The following is a 22724-nucleotide window of genomic DNA, read 5'->3' on the forward strand; positions in this document are numbered from 1 at the left end:
TCAGCTCTCGTAGAAATCGCGGACGAAACGGTCGAGCACACGCACGCCATAACCCGTCCCGAAAGCCGGCAGGCGTGGGTCCTTGGACCCCGCATACATGGCCGTTCCGGCGATATCCATATGCACCCACGGCTTGTCGTTGACATAGCGCTGCAGGAACACCGCACCGGCAATCGAGCCGGCATTGCGGCCCTGGCCGAGATTTTTCATGTCGGCGATATCACTGTCGATATGACGGTCATATTCCGGCCCGATGGGCAGGCGCCACACCCCTTCGTCCGATGCCTTGCCCGCCGCGTAGAGCCGGTCAGCCAGCTTGTCATCATTGGAGAAAATGGCAGCGTGCTCATGGCCGAGCGCAACCAGCACCGCGCCGGTCAGCGTGGCCAGATCGATGATGAAGGCCGGGTCAAGCTTCTCTTGCGTGTACCAGAGCGCGTCAGCGAGTACGAGGCGGCCTTCGGCGTCGGTGTTCAGTATCTCGATGGTCTGGCCAGACATGGAGGTGACCACATCGCCGGGACGCTGGGCGTTGCCGTCGGGCATGTTTTCCACCAGAGCGACGACGCCGACCGCATTGACTTTCGCCTTGCGGCCCGCCAGCGCGCGCATCAGGCCGACCACGGCAGCAGAACCGCCCATATCGCCCTTCATATCTTCCATGCCGGCTCCGGGCTTGAGTGAGATACCGCCCGTATCAAAGGTCAGGCCCTTGCCGACAAAAGCGAGCGGCTTGTCGCCCTCCTTGCCGCCATTCCAGCGCATGATGGCGAGCTTCGCTTCGCGTACCGAGCCCTGGCTGACACCCAGAAGCGCGCCCATGCCGAGCTTCTTCATCTGGGCTTCGCCCAGTATCTCAACTTCCAGACCTTCCTTCTCCAGCTTTGAAATACGCTTGGCGTACTCCTCCGGATGCAGGATGTTCGCCGGTTCCATGACGAGATCGCGGGCCAGCTTCACGCCTTCTGCCACCGCTTCCCAGCTCTTCCAGGCCTTCTTGGCGGCCTTGTCGTCTGCCGCCACAATCTCGACTGATGTCAGGGACGGCTTTTTGTCGGCCTTCAGCTTGGTGCGGTACTGGTCAAACCGGTAAGCGGCCATCGTCGCGCCCAGAGCCGCGCGCGAAGAAAGCTCACCATCCTCGGCATCGATGTGAACCGACAGGGTCTGCGTGCCGCCCAGCAGAAGCTGCTTGACCGCCGCCGCAACAGCTTTCTCGTACACATTGCCGTTCGCGGACTTTTTCGAACCCAGCCCGAACAGGACAATCCGCGCGGCCTTGACGCCAGACGGAGCTGCAATTTCCAGCACCTGACCAGCATCACCGGTAAAGCGCGAAGCCTTGATGGCACGCGTGATGCTGCCGCCGCTTGCCTCCTCAAGCGCCTTGGCCGATGGCGACAGGCTCGCCTTCTCGTAAACGGCGACGGCCAGCGCATCGCCGGAGGGCTTCGACGAGAACTTGATATGCATGGAATTCCTTTCTGAACGACACGTCCCGGCAGGGCTGCCAGCCGCCCCGGAGCACCATATGAGCGCCGGGTGGCCGAACTGCGGGAATTTGGCTGGCTTTAGTGGTATCCGATATGAAGCCGGGGTAGAAGTCTGTCGTCACACAGAAGACCGCAAGGGCCGGGCCTGCATCCCAATGAAGCTGTTTCAGCGTTACGCCTTCCGGCAGGCCATGCTGCCTTTCCTGATAGCGCTTGCTGCGCTGACGGGGCTCGCGATTCTTACGCAGTCACTGTCCAATCTGAATCTGGTCGCAGACCGGGGCGAGACCCTGCTGGTTTTTCTGTGGGTGACCATTCTGGCCGTGCCCCAGATTGTCGCCCTCCTGATGCCGATCGCCGTCTTCATTGCCTGTGCCGGTGCGCTAAACCGGATGATGAGCGAATCCGAACTGACCGTTGCCGCCGCCGCCGGGCTTAGCCGGCGCGAGAGGCTCTCTCCGTTCTTGCGGGTAGCGGTCTATGCCATGCTGATCAATCTGGGGGTAAACCTTTTCGTTCAGCCGGCTGCCTATCGCGAGATGCGCCAGGCCATTTACGACGTGCGCACCGACATCGCCGCGAGCGTCATGCGGCCAGGCGAGTTCGTCTCGATGGGGGTGGATGTCACCTTCTACGCACGCACGCTGGGTGATGGCGGCATGATGAGCGAGGTCTTCATCGAGGATGGCCGCGGCGTCTCCAGTACCGCCTACTCGGCCCGGCAGGGCCAGATCGTGCGCGCGGAACGCGGACCCGTCATGCTGCTGAGTAATGGCGTTGTCTCGCAGATAGATGAGTCCGGCACGCTCTCCAGCCTCACCTTTGACAGCTACGAGTTCGATCTCACCGCCTTCATCGATCCGACCGACGCCTTCTTCTTCAAGGAAAGTGATCGATACCTGCCCGAACTGTTCAACCCCAGCCCCGGTGAAGCAGCCCGCGCGCGCGGACGCGCCAATCTTCTGGCCGAAGGGCATTACCGGCTGTCGGCGCCCCTCTACAATCTGGCCTTTGCGATGATTGCGCTGGCCGCCTTCCTGAGCGGTCCACCAAGGCGGACAGGCTATGCCAGGGCCGTAGCACTGGCCGGCGCATGCGCGCTGATCGTCCGGCTGACGGGCTTTGCCGTTCAGGCCGGCGCCGAAAGCTCACCGGAACTGAACTGGCTACAGTACGCGATTCCGCTGGCAGCCATTGGCGCAGCCTACATCGTGATTCATCGCCCTGTACGCTTCGCCGTACGATGGCTCTCGCCGCGTTCCGACGGAGCCGCGCCATGAGGGTGCTGACACGATATCTGCTCTGGCAAACCCTTCTGGGCCTGCTGGGCGCCGCCACTGTCATTATTGCGGTCATCCTGCTCATCGACTTTGTCGAAACATCACGCGATATCGCGACGCGGGTGGATATTTCGCCCGCCGACACCGCCCTTTTCAGCCTGCTGAAACTGCCCCTGCTCTTGCAGGACACCCTGCCCTTCATCGTGCTGTTCGGCGTGCTCTGGACATTCTTCCGGCTTAACCGGCGCAGCGAGCTGATCGTGATGCGCGCCTCGGGTGTGTCCGTATGGCGGATCATGATGCCGGTGGCGGCGCTGGCACTTGCAACAGGGCTTGCGGGCAGTTTCCTCCTGAACCCGCTGGGCGCGGCAACCAGCGCCCAGTTCGAGGCCAGACGTGCGGCGCTCTTTGAGGGACGCCCCGTAGAGGAGGTCAGCGGTGCGCGTGTCTGGCTGCGCGAAGTGCGCGAAAGCCAGTTCATCGTAATCGCCGCTCAGGGCATAGATAACGCGCGGCTCATCTCTCCGGTGTTCAGGATCTACAATCCGGAAGGCGTTGATGGCGGCCCGCCGGAACTTGAGCAGCAGGTGCATGCCCGCCAGGCGAGCCTTGCTGGCGGTTTCTGGCTGCTCAGCGACGCGGTGGAATACCGGCCGGAAACCGGCGCGGCGGAGCTCGGTGACATTTCCATTCCGACCAGCACCGGACCGGAAGCCCTGTTTGAACGTACCCGATCTGCGCAGGGCGTATCCTTCTGGCGCCTGCCCGAAGTCATCGTGTCCGCACGCGAAGCCGGTCTTTCGACCCGCGCCTATGAACTGCGCTGGCAATCCCTGCTGGCGCAACCGCTCCTTCTGATCGCCGCCGCCCTGATGGGCATCGCCGCAACACTCCGCCTTACCCGGCTGGGAGGCGCGGCCGGCTTTGCGCTGGCTGGCGGAGCGGGTGGCTTTCTTCTCTACTTCCTCCAGCGCATGCTCGCAGGGCTGGGCAGCGCTGGCGGTCTGGACGTGGTTAGCGCAGCCTGGTCGGCACCGGCCCTGTTCGCGCTCGGCGCGCTGCTGTATATCGCCGTGACCGAAGACGGCTGAAAACTGTCATGAAGCTGCCGTGATGATTGCCTAGAGGCTCGTGATCAGTATGGTCTGCAGGTCTACAACCAGGAAGCTACACTCATGCCGATTTCGTCCCTGAAGCGTCTGATGCTGTGCCTGGCCGCACCGTTCGGTCTGGTGCTGGCGGCTGATGCGCACGCACAGCAGGTCGAAGGCATTGCAGCGATCGTCAACGATCAGCCGATAACCACTTATGAAGTGCGTGACCGCATGCGCTTCATCCTGACGACCTCCGGCATTCAGCCGACCGAAGACGTCCTCGTGCAGGTCCAGGAACAGGCCATGCGTTCCCTTGTCGAGGAAACCCTGCAGCTGCAGACCGCCCGCCGCTTCGAGGTACCCGTCACCGACGAGGAAGTCGACGAAGCCATCGCTGACATCGCGGCGCGCAATAACGTGACTGTAGACGATATTCAGGCCGACCTTGAAAACGCCGGCTCCAGCATCGACACGATGCGTCAGCAGCTGCGGGCGGAAATCGCCTGGTCCTATCTCGTCAGTGGCCGCTACCGCAGCCGTATCCGTGTTTCCGACGCCCAGATTGAAGGCACGCTTGAGCGCCTGGCGGAAAGCGCGTCCCAGACCCAGTACCGCGTCGCCGAAATTCTGGTGAACCTGCCTTCGAGCGGGGATGAAACAGACGCCGAGCGGCGCATCACCACCATTTACCGTGCGCTTGAACAGGGTGCGCCGTTTCCGGCCGTGGCCGAGCAAATGTCGGATGCCCCAACGGCTGCCTCCGGAGGGGATGCGGGCTGGCTGAGCGCCGCGCAATTGCGCCCGCAGGTCGCACAGGTAGTGCAGCAAATGCCGGTTGGCAGTATTTCCAATCCGATCCGCGTGCCGGGCGGATACATGATCGTTGCGCTTGCAGACCGGCGCGAAGGGCAGGTTACCGAGCAGTTCACCCTGCAGCAGGTTACGCTGGTGACGTCGCAAGTCACCCCGGAACGCCGCCAGGCTCTCGAACGCGCTGCCCGCCGGGTGCAAGGGTGCAGCAACGTCCAGGCTGCCTTTGAAAGTGTGCCGCAAGCCATAATCACCGATATCGGAACGGTCGGGGCGAATGCCCTTGTTCCGCAAATCCGTACGGCGCTGTCGGGCCTTCAGAACGGCCAGGCGAGCTCTGTTCTCGAGACAGCGGCGGGGCTTCAGGTCTTCATTGTGTGCGAACGCAGGCTTGGCGGACCGGGCTTCCCCGGCTCGGCGGAAATCGAGAACCAGATCGTGAACCAGCAGCTGTCCCTGCTGGCGCGCCGCTGGCTTCGCGATCTGCGCAATGACGCCACGGTGGAGATGGTCGGCGATTTCTGATGCCGGAACCGCAGGCGCCTCTGGTCCTGACGCTGGGGGACCCTGAAGGCATAGGCCCTGAGATTGCGCTGAAAGCATGGGCGGCGCTCAAGGCAGACGGGCCTGTATTTGCCGTCACAGGCGGGCTGGACATACTCTCGCGCACAGCCAGCCTGCTCCAACTTGCACCGCCTGCCGCCATTGCCGCTTGCGCTGATGCGCACGGCACATTCGCGACCGGCCTGCCGGTTCTGCCAGATCGTCCCGGCTCTCCTGCCCTCGCCTCGATCGAGGACGGTGTCGCCCGCATACGGGCCGGAAACGCGTCCGGCCTCGTGACCAACCCGATTTCCAAAGCCGCGCTTTATGCCGAAGGCTTTGCCTTTCCCGGCCATACCGAGTTTCTCGCCCACCTGACCCACGATATGGCTGTGACCGGCGCGCGCGGCCCGGTGATGATGCTGGCCGCGCCGGAGCTGAAAACGGTGCTGGTGACGATCCATCAGGCATTGCGGGACGCCATCGCTTCGCTGACGCCTGAGAAAATCGTTCACATCGCCCGCATCACGCATCAGGCCCTTCGGCGCGATTTCGCGATTGCCAGCCCGCGCCTCGCCCTGGCCGGGCTCAACCCCCATGCGGGAGAGGGCGGCAGCATGGGACGCGAGGAGATCGATATTCTGGCGCCTGCGCTGGAGCAGTTGCGCGCCGAAGGCATCGATATCAGCGGGCCATTGCCGCCCGATACCATGTTTCACGCCGAAGCGCGCGAGCGCTACGACGCCGCCGTGTGCCTCTATCATGATCAGGGTCTGATCCCGATCAAGACGCTGGACTTCCATGGCGGGGTGAATGTCACGCTCGGCCTTCCCATCGTGCGCACCTCGCCCGATCACGGCACAGCAAAAGATATCGCGGGCAAGGGAATCGCCCGGCCTGATAGCCTCATCGCCGCCATCCGGCTGGCCGACACCATCGCCGCCAACCGCCGGGGCATGCGCGCATGAGCGCCGATACCCTGCCACCCTTACGCGAGGTGATCGCAAGCCACGGCCTGGCGGCGGACAAGCGCTTCGGCCAGCACTTCCTGCTCGATCTCAACCTGACCGCCAAGATTGCGCGCCTGTGCGGGGCCCTGCCGGAAAGCACGGTGATAGAAGTAGGTCCCGGCCCTGGCGGGCTGACGCGCGCGCTCCTTGGCGAGGGGGCACGGCGCGTGATCGCCATCGAGAAGGATCCCCGCTTCATTCCCGCCCTTGATGACATCAACAGCGCCTTTGATGGCCGGCTGAGCGTCATCGAGGCTGACGCGCTCAAAGTGGGACGCGATGCGCTGGGGCTCAAAGCAGACGAACGCGCCGTCATTGCCGCCAATCTGCCCTATAATGTCGGCACCGCCCTCTTCACCGGCTGGCTGGAGGCGGAACCTCTCTGGTGGTCGCGCGCCGTGCTGATGTTCCAGAAAGAAGTGGCCGAGCGGATCGTGGCGCGCACTGGCGAGGAAGCCTATGGGCGCCTCGCCATTCTCACCGCCGCGCGGGCAAAAGCGAAATACGCCTTCACCCTGCCCGCCCGCGCTTTCACGCCGCCGCCCAAGGTCGATAGTGCGGTAGTGGTCATAGACCCCCTGCCCGACGGCGAACGCTTTGCTGATGTCGAGGCGTTGTCGGTGGTGACGGCAAGCGCGTTTGGCCAGCGGCGCAAGACTTTGCGCAAATCACTGGGTCAGGCCGCCTCGCAGACGCGTGCCAGCGCCGAAGAGCTGCTTGTGTCCTGTGATATTGATCCGGGTGCGCGCGCAGAAACCATCCCGCCAGAGGGCTTCATGGCGCTGGCAACAGCGTGGCGGGCAGCCAGATAGGCGCGCTAATCCGTCAGCGGCGGATTAGCGGCTACACTGCTCCACCGCACTTGATAGATCCAGGAAGCCCACAGGCTTGGCTAGCCGTTCGGCGCCCGCCAGTGAAAGGCTTTTGGTGTCTGGCAGGCACGCCGCCCCGATCGCGTAAAACTTCCATTGGGCCGGGTTTCGGTGGTCAGCGTCGTCACCAAATACCGGGTGATGACAAAGCACGTAGATATCGGCATTCCGGCCCGGCTCGGGTATCCATCGGGCATCTTCGGTCCAGCGGCCTGTCCGGGGAGCGATGTCCCAGCTCGCGCGGCTTGGCTTGCCAGTTGACCAGGACTGGCGGGCCGCCGACTGCTTGACCTCCAGCCGCCTGCCATCGGGATGAACGAAATCGCAGGAGGCATAGTCAGCGCTCGCCCATCGCCATTGCGGGAGGGCCATGGCGACAATCGCCTCTGCAATCACCGCGCGGAAAACATTCGTAATTAGCGGCTTGTTGAACGCTGCATCTCTCGCAGCGCTCACAATATCCGCCGGGCCGGGCATTCGCGTCATCAGTATCGTCCGCAAGCTTCAAATACCTGCCGATGAGACGCGCCAGCCGTGAATAAACCGGAAAGACGCCGATCTGACTTGCCAGCTAGCCTTCTTCCATCAGGGCAGTGACAAAACCGCTCAGCCAGGGATGGCGGACACGGCGCAGACGCTCTGCGTGCAGGATCAGCGAGAGGCGTTCGAGCGCTTCTGAAAAGTCATCATTGAGGATGACGTAATCATACTCGTCCCAATGTTCGATCTCGGCCTTGGCTCTGGCCATGCGGCCATTGATGACCTCGTCAGAGTCCTGCGCGCGCTTGGTCAGCCGGTCGCGCAGCAGGCTCAGCGAGGGCGGCAGGATGAAAACTTTCACACAGTCCTGCGGCGCACCGGCAGCGAGCGCCCGCCCGCCTTGCCAGTCCACGTCGAATACGACGTCGCGGCCCTCTTGCAACGCTTCCTCCACCGGCCCTTTGGGTGTCCCGTAATAATGGCCGAACACGCGCGCATACTCGTAGAACTCATCGTTCTCCGCCTGGCGCTCGAACTCTTTCTCGGTGAGGAAGATATAGTCCTGCCCGTCCACCTCGCCGGGGCGCGGAGCGCGCGTGGTGGCCGAAACCGACAGCACAAGATCAGGATTGGACGCGATCAGGCGGCGTGACAGCGTGGTCTTGCCCGCACCGGAGGGGCTGGACAGGACGAGCATCAGCCCGCGCCGCTGTCCGCGGAAAACCGGCCCTGAAAGCGATCCGACAGGCATGGGGCTACTCCAGATTCTGAACCTGCTCACGGAACTGATCGACGACATGCTTCATGGCAAGCCCGATCTCCGTCAGCCCGCGATCCGATGATTTGGAACACAGCGTGTTCACCTCGCGGTTAAATTCCTGCGCCAGAAAATCCAGCTTGCGTCCGCACGGCGAGCCCCCCGCCAGAAGACCGCGCGCCGCCTCCACATGGCCGGTCAGCCGGTCGATCTCCTCGCGCACATCGGCTTTCACGGCGAGTATCGCAGCTTCCTGCGCCAGCCGGTCAGGATCGATGCCTGAGGGAAGAAGATCGTCGATCTTCTGCTTCAACCGCTCGCGAATGGCCTCGGCGCCGGCAGCCGGATGACTGGCGGCCTGCTGCTTGAGGGCTTCAATCTCGCTGATCTGGGCTTCAAGGACAGTCTTCAGCTGGGCGCCTTCATCCTGCCGGGCAGATTTGAGGGCGGCAACGGCCTCATCGAGGACGCTGAGCACAGCCGCGTCGGACTTTGCCATATCGGCCTCCTGCCGGGCCGACTGGTCCTCACTGACAATCACGCCGCGTATGGCCAGCAACCCGTCAATGCGCGGCGGCGCAGCCAGCCCCTTGTCGACCAGATCACGCCCGGCCAGCGCCAGCGTACGCAGGCGCGCCTCATCGATGTGAACAGCGGCCTCAGTGTCGGCAGGTTTTTCAAGGCTGATATTGATCGAGACCGAACCGCGCTCGAACGCGGCCTTGATCCGGCTGCGGGCCTCTGCTTCGAGATGACCGGTGCCGTCGGGCAAGCGCAGGCGGATATCCAGCCCGCGCCCGTTCACCGAGCGCGCCTCTGCCGACAGAGTGCCAAAATCACCGCTGGAGGCGGCGCGGGCAAAGCCCGTCATGCCGGAAAGGACGGTCACCTAGCGCCCTCCCGAGCGGGCGCGCTCGCGTTCGATCTGGCGCCAGCGGGCGACATTGCGATTATGCTCGGCCAGCGTACGGGCAAAAGCATGCCCGCCTGTGCCATCAGCAACGAAGAAGATGTACTCGCTCTCTGGCGGGTTCAGTACCGCAGCAATCGACTCCCGGCCCGGATTGGCAATCGGCGTCGGAGGCAGGCCGTCAATGTGATAGGTATGATAGGGGTTTGTGGTGTCGTCCAGCTCGGAGCGCCGGATGCCCCGGCCCAGCGGCTCACCGCCCGTTATGCCGTAAATGATCGTCGGATCGCTCTGCAGGCGCATGCCCCGGCGCAGCCGGTTTACAAACACTGCCGCCACCATGGGGCGCTCCTGGGCGATGCCGGTTTCCTTCTCCACGATGGAAGCCAGATTCACCGCCTCCTCGCGCGTCGAGATCGGCAGATCGGGATCACGCGTCTCCCAGAGCTGGTCGAGAAGGCGCGTTTGCGCGGCCGCCATGCGGTCCAGCACGGCCTGGCGGCTGGTCCCGCGGTCGACCAGATAGGTGTCAGGAAGGAGTGAGCCTTCCGGCGGAACGCGCTCGATCTCGCCGGTCAGCACGTCGGCGGCTTCGACAATCCGAACGACCATCGCCGTCGTCAGCCCCTCCGGCACGCGCACCGGATGCTGGATGAAGTCGCCATGGGCCAGCACATCATGGATTTGGGCCATGGAGGCACGGGCCGGAATGGCAAACTCTCCGGCGCGCATGGGCGCGCGCGCACGGCCCAGCTCTTCATCAATGCGCAGCTGAGCGAGGAATATCCGCTGGTCGGAGATCAGCCCGTCCGCTTCCAGACGCGCCGCAATCGCGCGTACGCTGGAGCCGCGTTCAAGAAGGATGATCGTATCCTCCTCATGCGGGCCTTCGGCGGTGAACTGGTAGCCCAGCCAGGCATAGCCGCCGACAACCGCCGCCCCTGCCAGCAGGGCAAGCGCGAAGATCAGGAACAGTCCAATGATGAAAAGACGCAACGCCCCTAGCCCCTTGCTGACCTGTCTGCCGGAAGGCGCGCTAGCCGTGCTCATGGGGGCCCTCACCGGCAAAGAGGGCTTTAGTCGACAGCCTTGAAAACGACCGAAGCGTTCGTGCCGCCAAAGCCGAACGAGTTCGACAGCGCCACCTTGACCTCTTTCTTCACCGCCTTGTGGGGAGCCAGATTGATCGGGCTTTCCACGGACGGATTGTCAAGATTGAGCGTGGGCGGGCAGATGCCATCGCGGATGGTCAGGATCGAGAAGATCGCCTCGATAGCGCCGGCAGCCCCCAGAAGATGTCCTGTTGCCGACTTGGTCGACGACATGACCACCTTGCCCGCATGATCGCCCAGCAGCCGCTCGACGGCTTTGAGCTCGATCTCGTCGCCCTTGGGCGTCGAGGTGCCATGCGCGTTCACATAATCAATATCGCCAGCAGACAGTCCGGCGCTCTTCAGCGCGGCGCTCATGGAGCGGAAACCGCCATCGCCGTCATCGGCAGGCGCCGTGATGTGATAGGCATCGCCTGACAGGCCATAGCCGACCACTTCGGCATAAATCGCCGCGCCGCGGGCCTTGGCCGCTTCGTATTCTTCAAGAACGACAACGCCAGCGCCTTCGCCCATGACAAAGCCATCACGGTCAGTGTCATAGGGGCGCGAGCCCGCCTTGGGATTATCATTGAACCCGGTGGACATGGCACGCGCGGCGCAAAAACCGCCAAAGCCAAGCCGGGTAATCGCGCTCTCCGCGCCGCCCGCCACCATCACGTCAGCATCGCCATAAGCGATCAGCCGCGCCGCATCACCAATGGCGTGTGCACCGGTGGAGCAGGCCGTGACCACCGAATGGTTCGGACCTTTCAGCCCGTGGCGGATCGAAACCTGGCCAGAGGCCAGATTGATCAGCATGGCCGGGATCACAAAGGGGGAGAGCTTGCGCGGCCCCTTTTCCACCAGCGTGATCGAGGCGTCATAAATCGTCTGCAGACCGCCAATGCCTGAACCGATCAGGACACCGGCACGCTCGCGCGCCGCATCGTCTGCAGGCTGCCAGCCCGAATGGGCAATAGCCTCATCCGCCGCCGCAATGCCATAGAGAATGAAATCGTCAATGCGCTTGGCGTCGCGGGCGGGCATTACGGCATCGGGATCAAATGATCCGGCGATGTCAGGCCCGCCACCATAGCGGCCGTCTACCCGTGGTATCCCCCCCGCAATCTGGCAGGGGAGATCCTCGGTCTCGAAATGGGTAACCCGGGCAAGCCCGGATTCCCCTGCGAGCAGCTTCGACCAGACATGCTCCACGCCGCATCCCAGCGGGGAGACAATGCCGAGGCCGGTGACGACTACACGACGCTTGGACATGGTCCGGCCGCCGGCCTAGCCGACTTTCTCGGAGATGAACTTCACCGCGTCACCAACCGTCTGGATGTGCTCGGCGGCGTCGTCCGGAATCTCGATGTCGAACTCTTCCTCGAAAGCCATGACCAGCTCGACATTGTCCAGCGAGTCCGCGCCGAGATCATCGATGAAAGAAGCTTTCTCGACGACTTTGTCCTCTTCCACATCGAGATGCTCGATGACGATCTTCTTAACGCGATCAAAAACGTCAGACATGACGGACCCTTTATCTAATATTTCCGGGCGAGGTCATCTGACCCCTTATGCCCCCTGACTGGATAGGGCCGGTACGGGTGCACCGGCTCCAAGAAGGTTGCGGCTGATAACATGCCACTTCGAGCAAGGCTAGCAACCTCAGCGGCTTGATGCCAGCGCGAAGACGCCCTTCACCGAGCGCGACTCACATGGCCGGTCAGATCATGGCCATGCCGCCATTGACGTGCAATGTCTGTCCTGTGACGTAACCGGCTTCTTCACTGGCCAGATACACGCAGGCGGCTGCGATGTCAGAACCCTGGCCAAGATCACCGGCCGGAATCTTGGTGAGGATGGCCGATTTCTGCTCATCATTAAGTGCGTCCGTCATCGGCGAAGCGATAAAGCCCGGCGCGACGCAGTTCACGGTGACGCCGCGCGAGGCGATCTCCTGGGCCAACGCCTTGGAGAAACCGATCATCCCGGCTTTCGACGCGGCATAGTTGGACTGCCCCGGATTGCCGGTGACGCCCACCACCGAGGTGATACCGATAATCCGGCCCCAGCGGTTCTTCATCATGCCGCGCATGGCCGCCCGGCAGAGGCGGAAATGGGCTTCAAGGTTCACCTTGATGACCGTCTCCCAGTCCTCATCCTTCATGCGCATGAGAAGCTGGTCGCGCGTCACGCCTGCATTGGAGATGAGAATATCGAGCCCGCCCAGCGCATCGCTGGCGGCCTTCGGCAGATTGTCCACCGCCTCGGCGTCGGAGAGATTGCACGGCACGACCGCCGCGCGCTCACCCAGCTCGTCGGCCAGCTTTTGCAGCACTTCAGCGCGCGTGCCCGACAGCGCAACGGCCGCGCCTTGCGCATGCAGCGCGCGGGCAATCTCGCTGCCGAGGCCGCCCGTTGCGCCGGTCACCAGCGCCTTTTTTCCTTCAAGAGAGAACATGTTACGCATTTCCTTTCAGTGAGGCGGCAAAGCCGTCCAGATCAGCCGGCGAGTTGAGGGCCAGACCCTCGGCGCCGTCCACCGTGCGTTTGAGCATGCCCGAAAGCACCTTGCCCGCCCCGGCCTCGGCGAAGCGGTCAATTCCGCCCTCGCCTGCCATCCAGATCACGCTTTCGCGCCAGCGCACGCGGCCCGTCACCTGCTCGACAAGCTGGGCACGGATGGCTTCCGGATCGCTGACCGGACCGGCAGAGACATTCGTCACCACCGGCACCTGAGGTGCACGGATGCTGGCAGATTTCAGCGCCTGCGCCATCGCGTCGGCTGCGGGCTGCATCAGCGTGCAATGGAAGGGCGCGGACACGGGCAGCAGCATCGCCTTGCGGATACCGTCGGCCTTGGCCGCCTCGATCGCCGCCTCTACGGCTTCCTTCGCGCCGGAGATCACGATCTGGCCCGGCGCATTGTCATTGGCGATCTGCACCACACCTGCGGCAGAACCCGCCTCGACGGCCTTTTGCACCTGAGCTTCTTCGGCACCGAGAATGGCCGCCATCGCGCCTTGCCCCACCGGCACGGCCTTCTGCATGGACTGGCCGCGCAGCCGCAACAGCTTCGCCGCATCATCAATGGAGAGCGCACCGGCAGCGGCCAGCGCGGAGTATTCGCCGAGCGAATGGCCTGCGACAAACTTCGCCGCCGTCACGTCGATGCCGAAGCCCTCTTTCAGCGCCGCCATCACCGCCAGCGAGGTCGCCATCAAAGCGGGCTGGGCATTCTGCGTGAGGGTGAGGGTTTCAATGGGACCGTCCCAGATCAGCGCGGAAAGCTTTTCGCCCAGCGCTTCATCAACCGCTTCATAAACGGCGCGGGCCGCCGGGAAAGCCTCCGCCAGCTCGCGGCCCATGCCGACGGCCTGGCTGCCCTGACCTGGAAAGATGAATGCAAGCGCCATGAAGGCGTCCTCCCTTATGGTTTGTTGCCTGCCCGGATAGACCGTGAGGGATGGGGAAGGCAAGCCCAAGACAAGAGGGCTCGCGCGGCTCGGTGGTGGCCGAGACCAATGCCTCAGGCGCAGCCGTGCAGATCAACACCTACGATGAATACGGCATGCCGGGATCGGGCAATACCAGCCGGTTCGGCTATACCGGCCAGATGTGGATCGCCGAAATCGGCCTCTACCACTACCGCAACCGCGTCTATAATCCCGCCATCGGCCGGTTCATGCAGACCGACCCCATCGGACAAGCAGGCGGCATAAACCTCTACGCATACGTCAGCAACGACCCCATAAACTACTCAGACCCATGGGGGCTGCAGAAGAACCCGATAGAGGTTATGTTTATAATCGGAACCCGTCTAAGGGGCGTCCTGCGCTCAGGCGGCACAGCGGGCTTTAGCGGGTTTGCAGAACCGCCAGATGACATCGTCCTCACACCCATCGCCCTCGAAAACTCGATCGAAACCATAACCATCACAGGGCAGCGTCCGCAGAGAAGAGCAAGGGGCGCCAGAATAGAAGGACGTCCACATCGTTATTCATATACTGTATGGACTCTGTGCTCCCCCGATGCGGCCTTTAACTCAATTCGGATGCCATCTTTGTCAGCACCAATGGCACCATATGCTAGAGAGGGGGAGCGAGCCGTGATGCTAGCGGGAAATAATCCTATTATTCAAATAGTTGATTCAAGGCAGCGCCAAATTGTCAACGTCACTCAGCCTGGGCATACTTTTCATCCCGGTGAAGTAACTTGGCAGGTGGAGTCCGCTTGGATCGGGTCTACGATAACAGTTACCGGCACTGGCACCGGACGAAACCCCAATTTAAACAACCTAACTGGAATGATGCTTTTCGTTCCAGCCGCCGGAATTGCCGCACTTCACTGTCAAGCTACTTCAGCAAGCGGCGCAATGAGAGGATAAAATGAAGCACAGCTTGATTATAATCGGGTTCATGTTAACTGCCTGTGTTGCACCGCAACCACCGTCAGTGACGCGAATTGTTTGCTTAAATGAAAATAGAACCACATCAGAATTAAATGCATTTCTACATGAATTTGCGAATGAAAACGAGTTGGACGCGGTGGATAGGAGTGAGGTTTCGCGAACTAATTTGCTTGCAATGGGGGCGGAATTTTTAGAGGGTGCTGATCACGATAGTATTGTAGTATTTTTGAATTTTCGAGATGGACGCCATTTTCTTACTGCAGGAAATATTTCTCTGTCTTCAAAAGAGGCATTCGTAACGACGCGCATTGAGAACCGAGACGCTGAAATGCTTGACTCCTTATTGGATGCGGAACTCAGAGATAGGTGGCATATATTTCAAGTGGATGATGAAGAGGTTGTGGTTTATGGGATTTGCACAGGCAGATTAAATTAAGTGTATTATTAAAACCCTCACTTGTTGGTGTGGATTGACCCATATCCGGGAGAACGGGGCCACATCCGGCATCGGGGTGCTGGCCGCTTACGCCTACGATAATCTCGGCCGGGTGACCTCGATCACGCGCGGCAATGGCGTGGTGACCGGGTTCGATTATGACGCAGCCGGGCGTTTGCTCGAGCTGACGCAGGATCTGGCCGGTACGGCCAACGACCAGACGCTCTCCCTCACCTATAATGCGGCCGGCCAGATCGGGCTTCTTGCTTGATGCCCGTCCTCGGCGCTGACGCGCCTGCGGGCGAGGCGGGCCGCACCATGGTCAATGACATCTATGCCTTTACCGGCCACACCAATCAGGATGTCACGATCACGGTCGATGGCCTCAACCGCTTCCTCTCCCGTCCCTCCCGCTTGCCCTTTATGCGCTGATAGCGTATGTCCCCCGCCTTCACCGGCTGCGGTCTGGTGGGCATCACCGTTCCTGACATGGTGTCAGGGCGGGCCTGACCAGAGCCATCGCGGGGTCTGCCTTCCCTGGCAGAGCTTGTGCCGCAGCCACAGAAAACAGGGACTTAACATGGCATACTACGAACACGTGTTCGTTGCCCGCCCGGACGTGTCTCCGGCGCAGGTGGAAAGCCTCCTTGAGGAGCTTAAGGGCCTCATCGAGGAAAAAGGCGGCAAGGTCGGCAAGACCGAGTACTGGGGTCTTCGCACCCTGGCCTACCGCATGCACAAGAACCGCAAAGGTCATTACGGCCTGATCGACATGGAAGCGGGCGCAGACGTGCTCGAAGCCATCGATTCGCGTCAGCGCTATTCCGATGACGTGATCCGTTACATGACCGTGCGCCTGGAAGAGCTCTCCGACGAGCCGTCCGCCGTTCTTCGCAAGAGCGAAGAACGCAAGCGCCGCGACCGCCAGTAGGAGATACGATCCATGGCTAGCGATATCCCCACAATCGGCGCGCCTGTGCGCCGTCCGTTTGCCCGCCGCCGGAAAGTCTGCCCGTTCTCGGGTGAAGGCGCCCCGGTCATCGATTACAAGGACGTGAAGCTGCTCCAGCGCTACATGTCCGAACGCGGCAAGATTGTCCCCTCGCGCATCACGGCGGTCTCCGCCAAGAAGCAGCGCGAGCTGGCCCGCGCCATCAAGCGCGCGCGCTATATGGGCCTTCTGCCCTACGCGCTCGATTAGGAGAGAAACCCATGAAAGTTGTTCTTCTTGAGCGCGTGGAAAAGCTTGGCACCATTGGCGATGTCGTCAGTGTCCGCCCCGGCTTTGCCCGCAACTTCCTCCTGCCGCAGCAAAAGGCGCTGCGCGCAACCGAGGCCAACATGGCCCGCTTCGAGCGTGAGCGTGAAATCCTTGAAAAGCGCAATGCCGAACGTGCCGCTGCGGCCCGCACCGAAGGTGAGCACCTGGACGGTGCCAGCTTCGTGCTGATCCGCCAGGCGTCCGAGTCCGGCCAACTCTATGGATCGGTGGCTTCGCGCGATATCGCGGAAGCGGCCTCCAGCGACAGCCTGACCGTGACCCGTTCCATGGTCGATCTCAACACCCCGATCAAGACGCTGGGCGTGCACACCGTGCGCCTCGTCCTGCACCCGGAAGTGACCGTCGAGATCACCATCAACGTGGCGCGTACGCCTGAAGAGGCGGAACGTCAGGCCAAGGGTGAAGACGTCATCGCCGCAGCGGCTGAAGAAGACCGCGCCCTTGCCGATGCGCAAGCGGCCGAGCTTTCCGAAGCCTCTGCCGAGGGCGCCGATGAGCGTGGCGGTGATCGCGACGAGGAATAGCCCTCGCAAATCACGCCTTGCCTGTTGCAAGATATGGGGCGGCTCCTTTTGAAGGGGCCGCCCTTTTTCTTGCGGAGAAGGAAGAGGCCCATGCTGATACGAGACTACACGCGCGCGGACGCCAGCGACCTGGTGGCGATCTTCCAGAGCGCGGTACTGGAAGGCAGTGCGCCGCTCTATTCGGCCGCGCAGAGGAAGGCATGGGCATCGCGGATCACAGACCCGTCCGCCCTGCATGACCGCCTGAAGGATCAGACCTGCCTTGTTGCGGCAGACGATAGCGGCGCTTTGGGCTTTGCCGCCCTGCAGGCCAATGGCCATCTCGACATGCTGTTCGTACGGCCTGATCAGCGCAGGCGGGGTACAGCTGGCGCGCTGCATGACGCACTACTGGAGCGCGCAGCCTCAGACGGCCATGCCGGTCTGTCCGTTCACGCCAGCCATCTTGCGCGGCGTTTCCTTACAAAACGCGGCTGGCAGTTCGTGCGCACCGAAACGGTAAACCTGCACGGCGTGACGCTGGAGCATCATTACATGACACTCCAGCTTGCCCGGTCAGGTTCAGGCGCGCTCTGAACGCATCCGCTCAATGCGCAGCTCCAGCCGCCGGATTTCGGTCGTCAGACGGTTTTCCATCATCACCGGCACCAGCGACAGTTTCAGGATTACCGCTGCCAGCAACAAGGTCGACGCTGACAGGCCCCAGCGCACTATGTCAGCCAGCGCCTCTGAGCCGAATGCCATCCACGCCATCCATGCTCCGGCAAAAAACATCGCTGTCTGCGCAGCCATGATGATCCAGTTCACCCAGGCACGCGGGCCCGAAAACAGCCCGAAGGCGAGGTTGAAAAACCCCGGCTCCTTGCCCAGCGCCTCGCGCAGTGCGCGGTCTTCATCGTCCAGTGCCTGTTCGATCAGGCGGTCCACATCACTCATTTCTGCCTCCTTCGAGACTGTCACGCAGCTTGCGCCGCGCATGCATCAGGCGGGTCTTCACCGTGCCCGCCGGCACGTCCAGAGCGATGGCGGTCTCCGCCACGCTCAATCCTTGCAGGTGAAACAGCGCCACAGCCGCGCGCTGGTCGGGCGGCAGATCGGCCATGGCCCGCTTCACGCGTGCGCCATCACCCTCATCGTGGGTGTCCTCTGCGCCCGTCTCACGCGGTTCGGCCTCCACGGCCCGCGCAAGCCGCCTGTCAGACTGGCGCCGCGCGATCAGGCGGGCGCAGCGCCGCGTCGTGATCCGGTAGGCCCAGGCGGCAAAGGCGTGGTCATCACGCAAGCTGCCAAGCCCGCGCAGTATCTCCAGCCAGGCTTCCTGCACCGCCTCCTCCGCCACATCCCTGTCACCGGTCAGACGCCAGGCATGAGCGGTGAGCAGCGGATACCAGCGCGTTGCCAGCTGGCGCAGGGCGTCCCGGTCTCCGGCCCGCGCGGCGGCGGCCAGAAAGGCGTCCAGGGCATAATCGGCGGGCTTGCGCATCGGGCTTCCTGTCACACGTTCAGGGTAAAGGTGCGCAGCAATGCCGATCCGGTTCAATCAGGTGCGCGGTTTTCCACAGCCCAGGTGATTCGTTCCACATTGCCGCACCGCTGAGCGCTCGCTTAGCCAGCCCCGATCCGGTATCACCTCTCCCCATGACCGCAGAAACCGCAGATATGAGCTTTGCCAGTGATGGCGGAGACGGGACCAGCCCGCCCCACAATATCGAGGCGGAGCAGGCGTTTCTGGGCGGTCTGCTGTTCGACAACGAGATTTTCAATCGGGTGTCAGACTGGCTCCTGCCGGAGCATTTCTACGATCCGTTCCACGGCCGGCTCTATGCCAAGGCCCGCGAACTGATCGGTTCAGGCGCACTGGCTGATGCGGTGGTGCTGAAAAACCGCCTCGCAGACGATGACGGGCTCAAACAGCTCGGCGGCCCGGTCTATCTGGTCGATCTGATGCGCGAGGCGCCTGATAGCGTCAGCGCCCCGGAATACGCGCGCCTTGTCTACGAGCTGGCCCTGCGCCGCGAGCTTATCACCATTGGCGAAACGATCTCCTCCCAGGCCCGCGACACCAGCGAGCAGGGCAATGCCAACAGCCTGATCGAAAACGCCGAGCGCGAACTGTTCAGCCTGGCCGAGAAAGGCACGGCGCAGAAAAGCTTCCAGCCCTTCTCCGCTGCGCTGGCCCAGTCTATGGAAGTGGCCGCCGCCGCCTACAAGCGGGGCGGCAAACTATCCGGGATTGCTTCAGGACTGAACTCCCTTGATGCGAAGCTGGGCGGGCTGCATCGCTCCGACCTCATCATCCTCGCCGGCCGCCCCTCCATGGGTAAGACCGCGCTGGCAACGAATATCGCGTTCGCGGTGGCGCGCGCCGCCGAGTTCGAGGAAGGCCCTGACGGCAAGAGGCGCGTCATCAAGGGCAAGGGCGGTGTGGTCGGCTTTTTCTCGCTGGAGATGAGCGCCGAACAGCTCTCAACCCGTCTGATTGCCGACTATACCGGCATCCCGGGCTATCTGATCCGGCAAGGTCAAATTGACCAGAACCAATTCTCCGAAATTAGCGAAAAAGTGCGAGAGATCTCCGAAATTCCGCTCTATATCGACGATACGGGCGGCATCTCCATTGGCGCGCTGGCAGCGCGCGCGCGGCGCCTGAAGCGTACGGTCGGCCTTGACCTTCTGGTCATCGACTATTTGCAGCTCATCACCGGCGGGTCACGGCGCAGCGAAAGCCGGGTGCAGGAAGTCTCCGAGATCACCATGGCGCTAAAATCGCTCGCCAAGGAGCTGGATATTCCGGTCATCGCGCTTTCCCAGCTCTCTCGTCAGGTCGAGCAGCGCGACGACAAGAAGCCTCAGCTTTCAGACCTGCGCGAATCCGGCTCCATCGAGCAGGATGCGGACGTTGTGATGTTCGTCTACCGCGAGGCCTATTATCATGAGCGCGCAGAGCCTAAAGAAGGAACTGCCGAGCACTTGGCTTGGAAGGAAGAGCTGCGTGAAATTCACAAGCTCGCGGAAGTGATTATTGGCAAGCAGCGCCACGGCCCGATTGGCGCGGTGAAGGTGGCGTTTGACCCTGAGCGGACCAAATTCTCCGATCTTGAAGACTCCGGACGCTATTCCAGCCTCGAATAGCGCCAGTGAACCGGCACGTCTGATCGTCGATCTGGCCGCGCTGCGCCACAATTACTCCGTCCTGACATCCATTGCCCCGAACGCGCGCTGTGCGGCGGTGGTGAAGGCCGATGCCTACGGGCTGGACGCTGAGCCGATTGCGGCCGTTTTGCGCGATGCCGGCTGCACCGATTATTTCATCGCCACGCCGCAAGAGGGTACCGCCCTGCGCAAGGCGCTCGGTCCGGCTGCGGTGATCTATGTCCTCAACGGCTTTCAGGCAGGGCTTCACGCTGCGTTTGCAAGCCATGGCCTGATCCCGGTCATCGGTTCATCAGACAGCCTGCGTGCCTTTCACCAGGAAGGTGGCGGGGCGTTTGCCCTGCATGTCGATACCGGCATGAACCGGCTGGGATTGACGGTGGACGAAGCGCTCGCCCTGCCCGCAGCGCACAAGGCCGGCCTGCGTCTCGTGATGAGCCATCTGGCGTGCTCGGACGATACCAGCCATCCGATGAATGCCCGCCAGCTGGCGCGCTTCCATGATGTTCTCAAAGCCTTCCCGGGCATCCCAGCCAGCCTTGCCAATACTGGCGGGGTGTTGCTGGGGCCGGACTATCATTTCGATCTTGTGCGCCCCGGCGTCGGGCTATACGGCATCAATCCGGCCAGCCAGAGCGCCGAACCGTTCCGGCCCGTCCTGCATGTTGATGCGCCCATATTGCAAATCCGTTCCGTCCCTGCAGGCGATACGATCGGCTATGGCGCGCGCTATGTCGCGCAGAGCGAGCGCACGATCGCCATTGCCGGTTTCGGCTATGCGGACGGCCTGCCGCGCGCGGCTTGGCAGTCAGGCACAGCCCGGCTTGGCACCATCTCTGTTCCGGTCGCCGGCATGGTGTCGATGGATTTGACGGCCATCGATATAACCGGCCATGAAGCCCTTGCCCGCGAGACCGGGCGCATGCAGTTCTACGGAGAAGATCTTGGCTCCGTCGCTGGAGCATCCGGCACTATCGGCTATGAATTGCTGGTCCGGCTGGGGGGCCGGCTGAAGCGTGAGTATAGCGGACGATGACAGTGTTTAATCCCGTCAGAGCGCTCGGGCGCGGCGTGCTTTCGCTTTTGCGCTCCATTGGTGCCATCGCGATTTTCGCCGGCCACACCATTCAGGCCATCATCGGCCCATTCTTCTTTGGCCAGTTCACCCAGCAGCTGGTGCGTATCGGATTTCTGTCCCTGCCGGTGGTGGGCCTGACAGCGCTGTTTACCGGCGCGGCGCTGGCGCTGAATATCTATGTCGGCGGGGAGCGCTTCAACGCGGAAAGCTTTGTGCCCAACATCGTAGCCCTTGGCATTGTGCGCGAGCTGGGCCCGGTCATCGCGGCACTGATGCTGGCCGGGCGGGTCTCTTCAGGTATCGCTGCCGAGATCGGTGCCATGCGCGCAACCGAGCAGATTGATGCCCTGCACACGCTGACCATCGACCCGATGCGCTATCTCGTCGTGCCGCGCGTGCTGGCCGGGATCGTCGTGCTGCCCCTGCTGGTGCTGGTGGCCGACGTGGTCGGCATATTCGGCGGATTTCTGGTTGGCATCACGACGCTCGAATTTGATCCGACTGTCTATGTGCGCAATTCGGCAGACATTATCGAACGCTGGGATGTGATATCCGGCCTTATCAAGGCCGCCGTGTTCGGCTTCCTGCTGACCCTGATGGGCTGCTATCACGGCTATCACGCGCAAGGCGGCGCACAAGGCGTCGGCCGGGCCGCCACCCATGCTGTCGTATCAGCCGCCATGCTGATATTCGCCGCCAATTTCATCCTCACCTCGATGTTCGTGTAAGGGGGCGATGATGAGCGGCACCGTCAAAATCGCGTGGAAGAATGTGACCAGGCGCTTCGGCAGCCGGACCGTGCTCGACGGGCTGTCGCTGGACGCTTACGAGGGCAAATCGCTGGTCATCATCGGCGGATCAGGCACCGGCAAGTCGGTGACGATAAAGACCGCGCTGGGGCTGATCGCGCCGGACAAGGGCCATGTCGAGATTGACGGCCAGCAGGTCAGGCCCGGCGACCCGTCTGATCCCGGCCTCAACCAGATCGGCATGCTCTTTCAGTCAGGCGCCCTGTTTGACTCGCTCACCGTCTGGGAAAACATCGCCTTCAAACTGCTCAAAGCCCACAAGATGAAGCGCGCCGAAGCACGCGCCCGCGCCATCGAGGCGCTCGAACAGGTGGACCTTGAACCCGATGTGGCAAACCGCGCCCCGCGCGAGCTGTCAGGCGGCATGCTGAAACGCGCATCACTGGCGCGCGCCATCGTCACCCGGCCTGCCATCCTGTTCTTTGACGAGCCGACCACCGGGCTTGATCCGGTCACCGCAGACGTCATCAACCGGCTGATCGTGCGGCAGGTGAAATCACTGGGGGCCACCGCCGTGACCATCACCCATGACATGGCATCCATGCGCATGATCGCCGACGAGGTGGCCATGATCGAGAATGGCAGGATACGCTGGCGCGGCGGGCTGGACGGCATCGATTCTTGCGCCGATCCGGCCGTGTGCGCCTTCGTGCAAGGCCGCTCGATCGACGATTAAACTGCCTCACGCGCC

Annotated in this window: 28 protein-coding genes; 17 read left to right on the forward strand and 11 right to left on the reverse strand. The window is 62.5% G+C overall.

Annotated elements, in window-relative coordinates; translation table 11 throughout:
* Complete coding sequence (locus tag ACQ5ID_RS08990; RefSeq protein ID WP_429912112.1) at positions 1-1473, reverse strand: leucyl aminopeptidase; 1473 nt, start codon at positions 1471-1473, stop codon at positions 1-3.
* Between the two features lie 175 nt (positions 1474-1648).
* Between ACQ5ID_RS08990 and ACQ5ID_RS08995 the strand changes: the two genes are divergently transcribed.
* From ACQ5ID_RS08995 to rsmA, 5 genes are all read left to right on the forward strand, one after another.
* Entirely contained in the window at positions 1649-2773 is a 1125-nt protein-coding gene (locus tag ACQ5ID_RS08995; protein WP_429912113.1) for an LptF/LptG family permease, read from the forward strand.
* Positions 2770-3864, forward strand: a complete 1095-nt coding sequence (locus tag ACQ5ID_RS09000; RefSeq protein ID WP_429912114.1) for an LptF/LptG family permease — start codon at positions 2770-2772, stop codon at positions 3862-3864. The genes ACQ5ID_RS08995 and ACQ5ID_RS09000 overlap by 4 nt, the downstream gene beginning before the upstream one ends.
* A gap of 84 nt (positions 3865-3948) precedes the next feature.
* Complete coding sequence (locus ACQ5ID_RS09005; RefSeq protein WP_429912115.1) at positions 3949-5202, forward strand: peptidylprolyl isomerase; 1254 nt, start codon at positions 3949-3951, stop codon at positions 5200-5202.
* On the forward strand, positions 5202-6188 hold the full coding sequence (gene pdxA / locus ACQ5ID_RS09010) for a 4-hydroxythreonine-4-phosphate dehydrogenase PdxA (RefSeq protein WP_429912116.1): 987 nt from the start codon (positions 5202-5204) through the stop codon (positions 6186-6188). The genes ACQ5ID_RS09005 and pdxA overlap by 1 nt, the downstream gene beginning before the upstream one ends.
* Positions 6185-7042, forward strand: coding sequence for a 16S rRNA (adenine(1518)-N(6)/adenine(1519)-N(6))-dimethyltransferase RsmA (gene rsmA, locus ACQ5ID_RS09015; RefSeq protein ID WP_429912117.1), 858 nt, complete (start codon positions 6185-6187; stop codon positions 7040-7042). Before pdxA ends, rsmA begins: the two co-directional genes overlap by 4 nt.
* Positions 7043-7066: 24 nt before the next feature.
* Here rsmA and ACQ5ID_RS09020 read toward each other — a convergent pair whose 3' ends face one another.
* From ACQ5ID_RS09020 to fabD, 8 genes are all read right to left on the reverse strand, one after another.
* Positions 7067-7558, reverse strand: a complete 492-nt coding sequence (locus tag ACQ5ID_RS09020) for a hypothetical protein (RefSeq protein ID WP_429912118.1) — start codon at positions 7556-7558, stop codon at positions 7067-7069.
* 115 nt (positions 7559-7673) lie between these two features.
* Positions 7674-8333, reverse strand: coding sequence for a guanylate kinase (gene gmk / locus ACQ5ID_RS09025; RefSeq protein WP_429912119.1), 660 nt, complete (start codon positions 8331-8333; stop codon positions 7674-7676).
* A 4-nt stretch (positions 8334-8337) separates the two neighbouring features.
* The gene (locus ACQ5ID_RS09030; protein WP_429912120.1) at positions 8338-9228 is read right to left on the reverse strand and encodes a YicC/YloC family endoribonuclease; all 891 of its coding nucleotides are present in this window, start codon (positions 9226-9228) and stop codon (positions 8338-8340) included.
* Positions 9229-10299, reverse strand: a complete 1071-nt coding sequence (mltG, locus tag ACQ5ID_RS09035) for an endolytic transglycosylase MltG (RefSeq protein ID WP_429912121.1) — start codon at positions 10297-10299, stop codon at positions 9229-9231.
* 26 nt (positions 10300-10325) lie between these two features.
* Positions 10326-11615 carry a beta-ketoacyl-ACP synthase II gene (gene fabF, locus ACQ5ID_RS09040; protein WP_429912122.1) on the reverse strand — a complete coding sequence of 430 codons (1290 nt, stop codon included), beginning with the start codon at positions 11613-11615 and terminating at the stop codon, positions 10326-10328.
* Positions 11616-11630: 15 nt separating this feature from the next.
* Positions 11631-11867: an acyl carrier protein gene (locus ACQ5ID_RS09045; RefSeq protein ID WP_371393769.1), complete on the reverse strand. Its 237-nt coding sequence runs from the start codon at positions 11865-11867 to the stop codon at positions 11631-11633.
* 196 nt (positions 11868-12063) lie between these two features.
* The gene (gene fabG / locus ACQ5ID_RS09050; protein WP_429912123.1) at positions 12064-12801 is read right to left on the reverse strand and encodes a 3-oxoacyl-[acyl-carrier-protein] reductase; all 738 of its coding nucleotides are present in this window, start codon (positions 12799-12801) and stop codon (positions 12064-12066) included.
* A gap of 1 nt (position 12802) precedes the next feature.
* Positions 12803-13756, reverse strand: a complete 954-nt coding sequence (fabD, locus tag ACQ5ID_RS09055; protein WP_429912124.1) for an ACP S-malonyltransferase — start codon at positions 13754-13756, stop codon at positions 12803-12805.
* Between the two features lie 95 nt (positions 13757-13851).
* Here fabD and ACQ5ID_RS09060 point away from each other — a divergent pair, with 95 nt between their 5' ends.
* The 8 genes from ACQ5ID_RS09060 (at position 13852) to ACQ5ID_RS09095 (ending at position 17569) form a co-directional block, all read left to right on the forward strand.
* Positions 13852-14727: an RHS repeat-associated core domain-containing protein gene (locus ACQ5ID_RS09060; RefSeq protein ID WP_429912125.1), complete on the forward strand. Its 876-nt coding sequence runs from the start codon at positions 13852-13854 to the stop codon at positions 14725-14727.
* A gap of 1 nt (position 14728) precedes the next feature.
* Positions 14729-15187 carry a hypothetical protein gene (locus ACQ5ID_RS09065; RefSeq protein WP_429912126.1) on the forward strand — a complete coding sequence of 153 codons (459 nt, stop codon included), beginning with the start codon at positions 14729-14731 and terminating at the stop codon, positions 15185-15187.
* Between the two features lie 34 nt (positions 15188-15221).
* Positions 15222-15458, forward strand: a complete 237-nt coding sequence (locus ACQ5ID_RS09070) for an RHS repeat domain-containing protein (protein ID WP_429912127.1) — start codon at positions 15222-15224, stop codon at positions 15456-15458.
* A complete protein-coding gene (locus ACQ5ID_RS09075; RefSeq protein WP_429912128.1) occupies positions 15458-15619 on the forward strand; it encodes a hypothetical protein in 162 nt (53 codons plus the stop codon). Before ACQ5ID_RS09070 ends, ACQ5ID_RS09075 begins: the two co-directional genes overlap by 1 nt.
* A 148-nt stretch (positions 15620-15767) precedes the next feature.
* The gene (rpsF, locus tag ACQ5ID_RS09080) at positions 15768-16118 is read left to right on the forward strand and encodes a 30S ribosomal protein S6 (protein WP_429912129.1); all 351 of its coding nucleotides are present in this window, start codon (positions 15768-15770) and stop codon (positions 16116-16118) included.
* A 12-nt stretch (positions 16119-16130) separates the two neighbouring features.
* Positions 16131-16388 carry a 30S ribosomal protein S18 gene (gene rpsR / locus ACQ5ID_RS09085; protein WP_127565753.1) on the forward strand — a complete coding sequence of 86 codons (258 nt, stop codon included), beginning with the start codon at positions 16131-16133 and terminating at the stop codon, positions 16386-16388.
* An 11-nt stretch (positions 16389-16399) separates the two neighbouring features.
* Positions 16400-16993 carry a 50S ribosomal protein L9 gene (gene rplI, locus ACQ5ID_RS09090; protein WP_429912130.1) on the forward strand — a complete coding sequence of 198 codons (594 nt, stop codon included), beginning with the start codon at positions 16400-16402 and terminating at the stop codon, positions 16991-16993.
* Positions 16994-17083: 90 nt separating this feature from the next.
* Positions 17084-17569, forward strand: a complete 486-nt coding sequence (locus tag ACQ5ID_RS09095) for a GNAT family N-acetyltransferase (RefSeq protein ID WP_429912131.1) — start codon at positions 17084-17086, stop codon at positions 17567-17569.
* Here ACQ5ID_RS09095 and ACQ5ID_RS09100 read toward each other — a convergent pair.
* Both ACQ5ID_RS09100 and ACQ5ID_RS09105 read right to left on the reverse strand, forming a co-directional pair.
* Complete coding sequence (locus ACQ5ID_RS09100) at positions 17555-17929, reverse strand: DUF6768 family protein (protein ID WP_429912132.1); 375 nt, start codon at positions 17927-17929, stop codon at positions 17555-17557. The two genes, ACQ5ID_RS09095 and ACQ5ID_RS09100, sit on opposite strands and share 15 nt — an antisense overlap.
* Positions 17922-18476 carry an RNA polymerase sigma factor gene (locus tag ACQ5ID_RS09105; protein WP_429912133.1) on the reverse strand — a complete coding sequence of 185 codons (555 nt, stop codon included), beginning with the start codon at positions 18474-18476 and terminating at the stop codon, positions 17922-17924. Before ACQ5ID_RS09105 ends, ACQ5ID_RS09100 begins: the two co-directional genes overlap by 8 nt.
* A gap of 155 nt (positions 18477-18631) precedes the next feature.
* On the opposite strand from ACQ5ID_RS09105, the gene ACQ5ID_RS09110 reads away from it, so the two are divergent.
* The 4 genes from ACQ5ID_RS09110 to ACQ5ID_RS09125 are packed head-to-tail and all read left to right on the forward strand — an operon-like array spanning position 18632 to position 22709.
* Complete coding sequence (locus tag ACQ5ID_RS09110; protein ID WP_429912134.1) at positions 18632-20125, forward strand: replicative DNA helicase; 1494 nt, start codon at positions 18632-18634, stop codon at positions 20123-20125.
* Positions 20091-21182: an alanine racemase gene (alr, locus tag ACQ5ID_RS09115; protein WP_429912135.1), complete on the forward strand. Its 1092-nt coding sequence runs from the start codon at positions 20091-20093 to the stop codon at positions 21180-21182. The genes ACQ5ID_RS09110 and alr overlap by 35 nt, the downstream gene beginning before the upstream one ends.
* The gene (locus ACQ5ID_RS09120; RefSeq protein ID WP_429912136.1) at positions 21179-21952 is read left to right on the forward strand and encodes an MlaE family ABC transporter permease; all 774 of its coding nucleotides are present in this window, start codon (positions 21179-21181) and stop codon (positions 21950-21952) included. The genes alr and ACQ5ID_RS09120 overlap by 4 nt, the downstream gene beginning before the upstream one ends.
* 7 nt (positions 21953-21959) lie before the next feature.
* Positions 21960-22709 carry an ABC transporter ATP-binding protein gene (locus ACQ5ID_RS09125; RefSeq protein ID WP_429912137.1) on the forward strand — a complete coding sequence of 250 codons (750 nt, stop codon included), beginning with the start codon at positions 21960-21962 and terminating at the stop codon, positions 22707-22709.
* The last annotated feature ends 15 nt before the right edge of the window (positions 22710-22724 follow it).

Origin of the sequence: Glycocaulis sp., assembly GCF_050485565.1 — a bacterium.
Classification (GTDB): domain Bacteria; phylum Pseudomonadota; class Alphaproteobacteria; order Caulobacterales; family Maricaulaceae; genus Glycocaulis.

What these genes read in the sequence shown, in the direction of transcription:
- ACQ5ID_RS08990 (WP_429912112.1), bottom strand. Translation starts at nt 1,473, where the DNA reads ATGCATATCAAGTTCTCGTCGAAGCCCTCCGGCGATGCGCTGGCCGTC.
- ACQ5ID_RS08995 (WP_429912113.1), top strand. Translation starts at nt 1,649, where the DNA reads ATGAAGCTGTTTCAGCGTTACGCCTTCCGGCAGGCCATGCTGCCTTTC.
- ACQ5ID_RS09000 (WP_429912114.1), top strand. Translation starts at nt 2,770, where the DNA reads ATGAGGGTGCTGACACGATATCTGCTCTGGCAAACCCTTCTGGGCCTG.
- ACQ5ID_RS09005 (WP_429912115.1), top strand. Translation starts at nt 3,949, where the DNA reads ATGCCGATTTCGTCCCTGAAGCGTCTGATGCTGTGCCTGGCCGCACCG.
- pdxA (WP_429912116.1), top strand. Translation starts at nt 5,202, where the DNA reads ATGCCGGAACCGCAGGCGCCTCTGGTCCTGACGCTGGGGGACCCTGAA.
- rsmA (WP_429912117.1), top strand. Translation starts at nt 6,185, where the DNA reads ATGAGCGCCGATACCCTGCCACCCTTACGCGAGGTGATCGCAAGCCAC.
- gmk (WP_429912119.1), bottom strand. Translation starts at nt 8,333, where the DNA reads ATGCCTGTCGGATCGCTTTCAGGGCCGGTTTTCCGCGGACAGCGGCGC.
- mltG (WP_429912121.1), bottom strand. Translation starts at nt 10,299, where the DNA reads ATGAGCACGGCTAGCGCGCCTTCCGGCAGACAGGTCAGCAAGGGGCTA.
- fabF (WP_429912122.1), bottom strand. Translation starts at nt 11,615, where the DNA reads ATGTCCAAGCGTCGTGTAGTCGTCACCGGCCTCGGCATTGTCTCCCCG.
- ACQ5ID_RS09045 (WP_371393769.1), bottom strand. Translation starts at nt 11,867, where the DNA reads ATGTCTGACGTTTTTGATCGCGTTAAGAAGATCGTCATCGAGCATCTC.
- fabG (WP_429912123.1), bottom strand. Translation starts at nt 12,801, where the DNA reads ATGTTCTCTCTTGAAGGAAAAAAGGCGCTGGTGACCGGCGCAACGGGC.
- fabD (WP_429912124.1), bottom strand. Translation starts at nt 13,756, where the DNA reads ATGGCGCTTGCATTCATCTTTCCAGGTCAGGGCAGCCAGGCCGTCGGC.
- ACQ5ID_RS09065 (WP_429912126.1), top strand. Translation starts at nt 14,729, where the DNA reads ATGAAGCACAGCTTGATTATAATCGGGTTCATGTTAACTGCCTGTGTT.
- ACQ5ID_RS09075 (WP_429912128.1), top strand. Translation starts at nt 15,458, where the DNA reads ATGCCCGTCCTCGGCGCTGACGCGCCTGCGGGCGAGGCGGGCCGCACC.
- rpsF (WP_429912129.1), top strand. Translation starts at nt 15,768, where the DNA reads ATGGCATACTACGAACACGTGTTCGTTGCCCGCCCGGACGTGTCTCCG.
- rpsR (WP_127565753.1), top strand. Translation starts at nt 16,131, where the DNA reads ATGGCTAGCGATATCCCCACAATCGGCGCGCCTGTGCGCCGTCCGTTT.
- rplI (WP_429912130.1), top strand. Translation starts at nt 16,400, where the DNA reads ATGAAAGTTGTTCTTCTTGAGCGCGTGGAAAAGCTTGGCACCATTGGC.
- ACQ5ID_RS09095 (WP_429912131.1), top strand. Translation starts at nt 17,084, where the DNA reads ATGCTGATACGAGACTACACGCGCGCGGACGCCAGCGACCTGGTGGCG.
- ACQ5ID_RS09100 (WP_429912132.1), bottom strand. Translation starts at nt 17,929, where the DNA reads ATGAGTGATGTGGACCGCCTGATCGAACAGGCACTGGACGATGAAGAC.
- ACQ5ID_RS09105 (WP_429912133.1), bottom strand. Translation starts at nt 18,476, where the DNA reads ATGCGCAAGCCCGCCGATTATGCCCTGGACGCCTTTCTGGCCGCCGCC.
- ACQ5ID_RS09110 (WP_429912134.1), top strand. Translation starts at nt 18,632, where the DNA reads ATGACCGCAGAAACCGCAGATATGAGCTTTGCCAGTGATGGCGGAGAC.
- ACQ5ID_RS09120 (WP_429912136.1), top strand. Translation starts at nt 21,179, where the DNA reads ATGACAGTGTTTAATCCCGTCAGAGCGCTCGGGCGCGGCGTGCTTTCG.
- ACQ5ID_RS09125 (WP_429912137.1), top strand. Translation starts at nt 21,960, where the DNA reads ATGATGAGCGGCACCGTCAAAATCGCGTGGAAGAATGTGACCAGGCGC.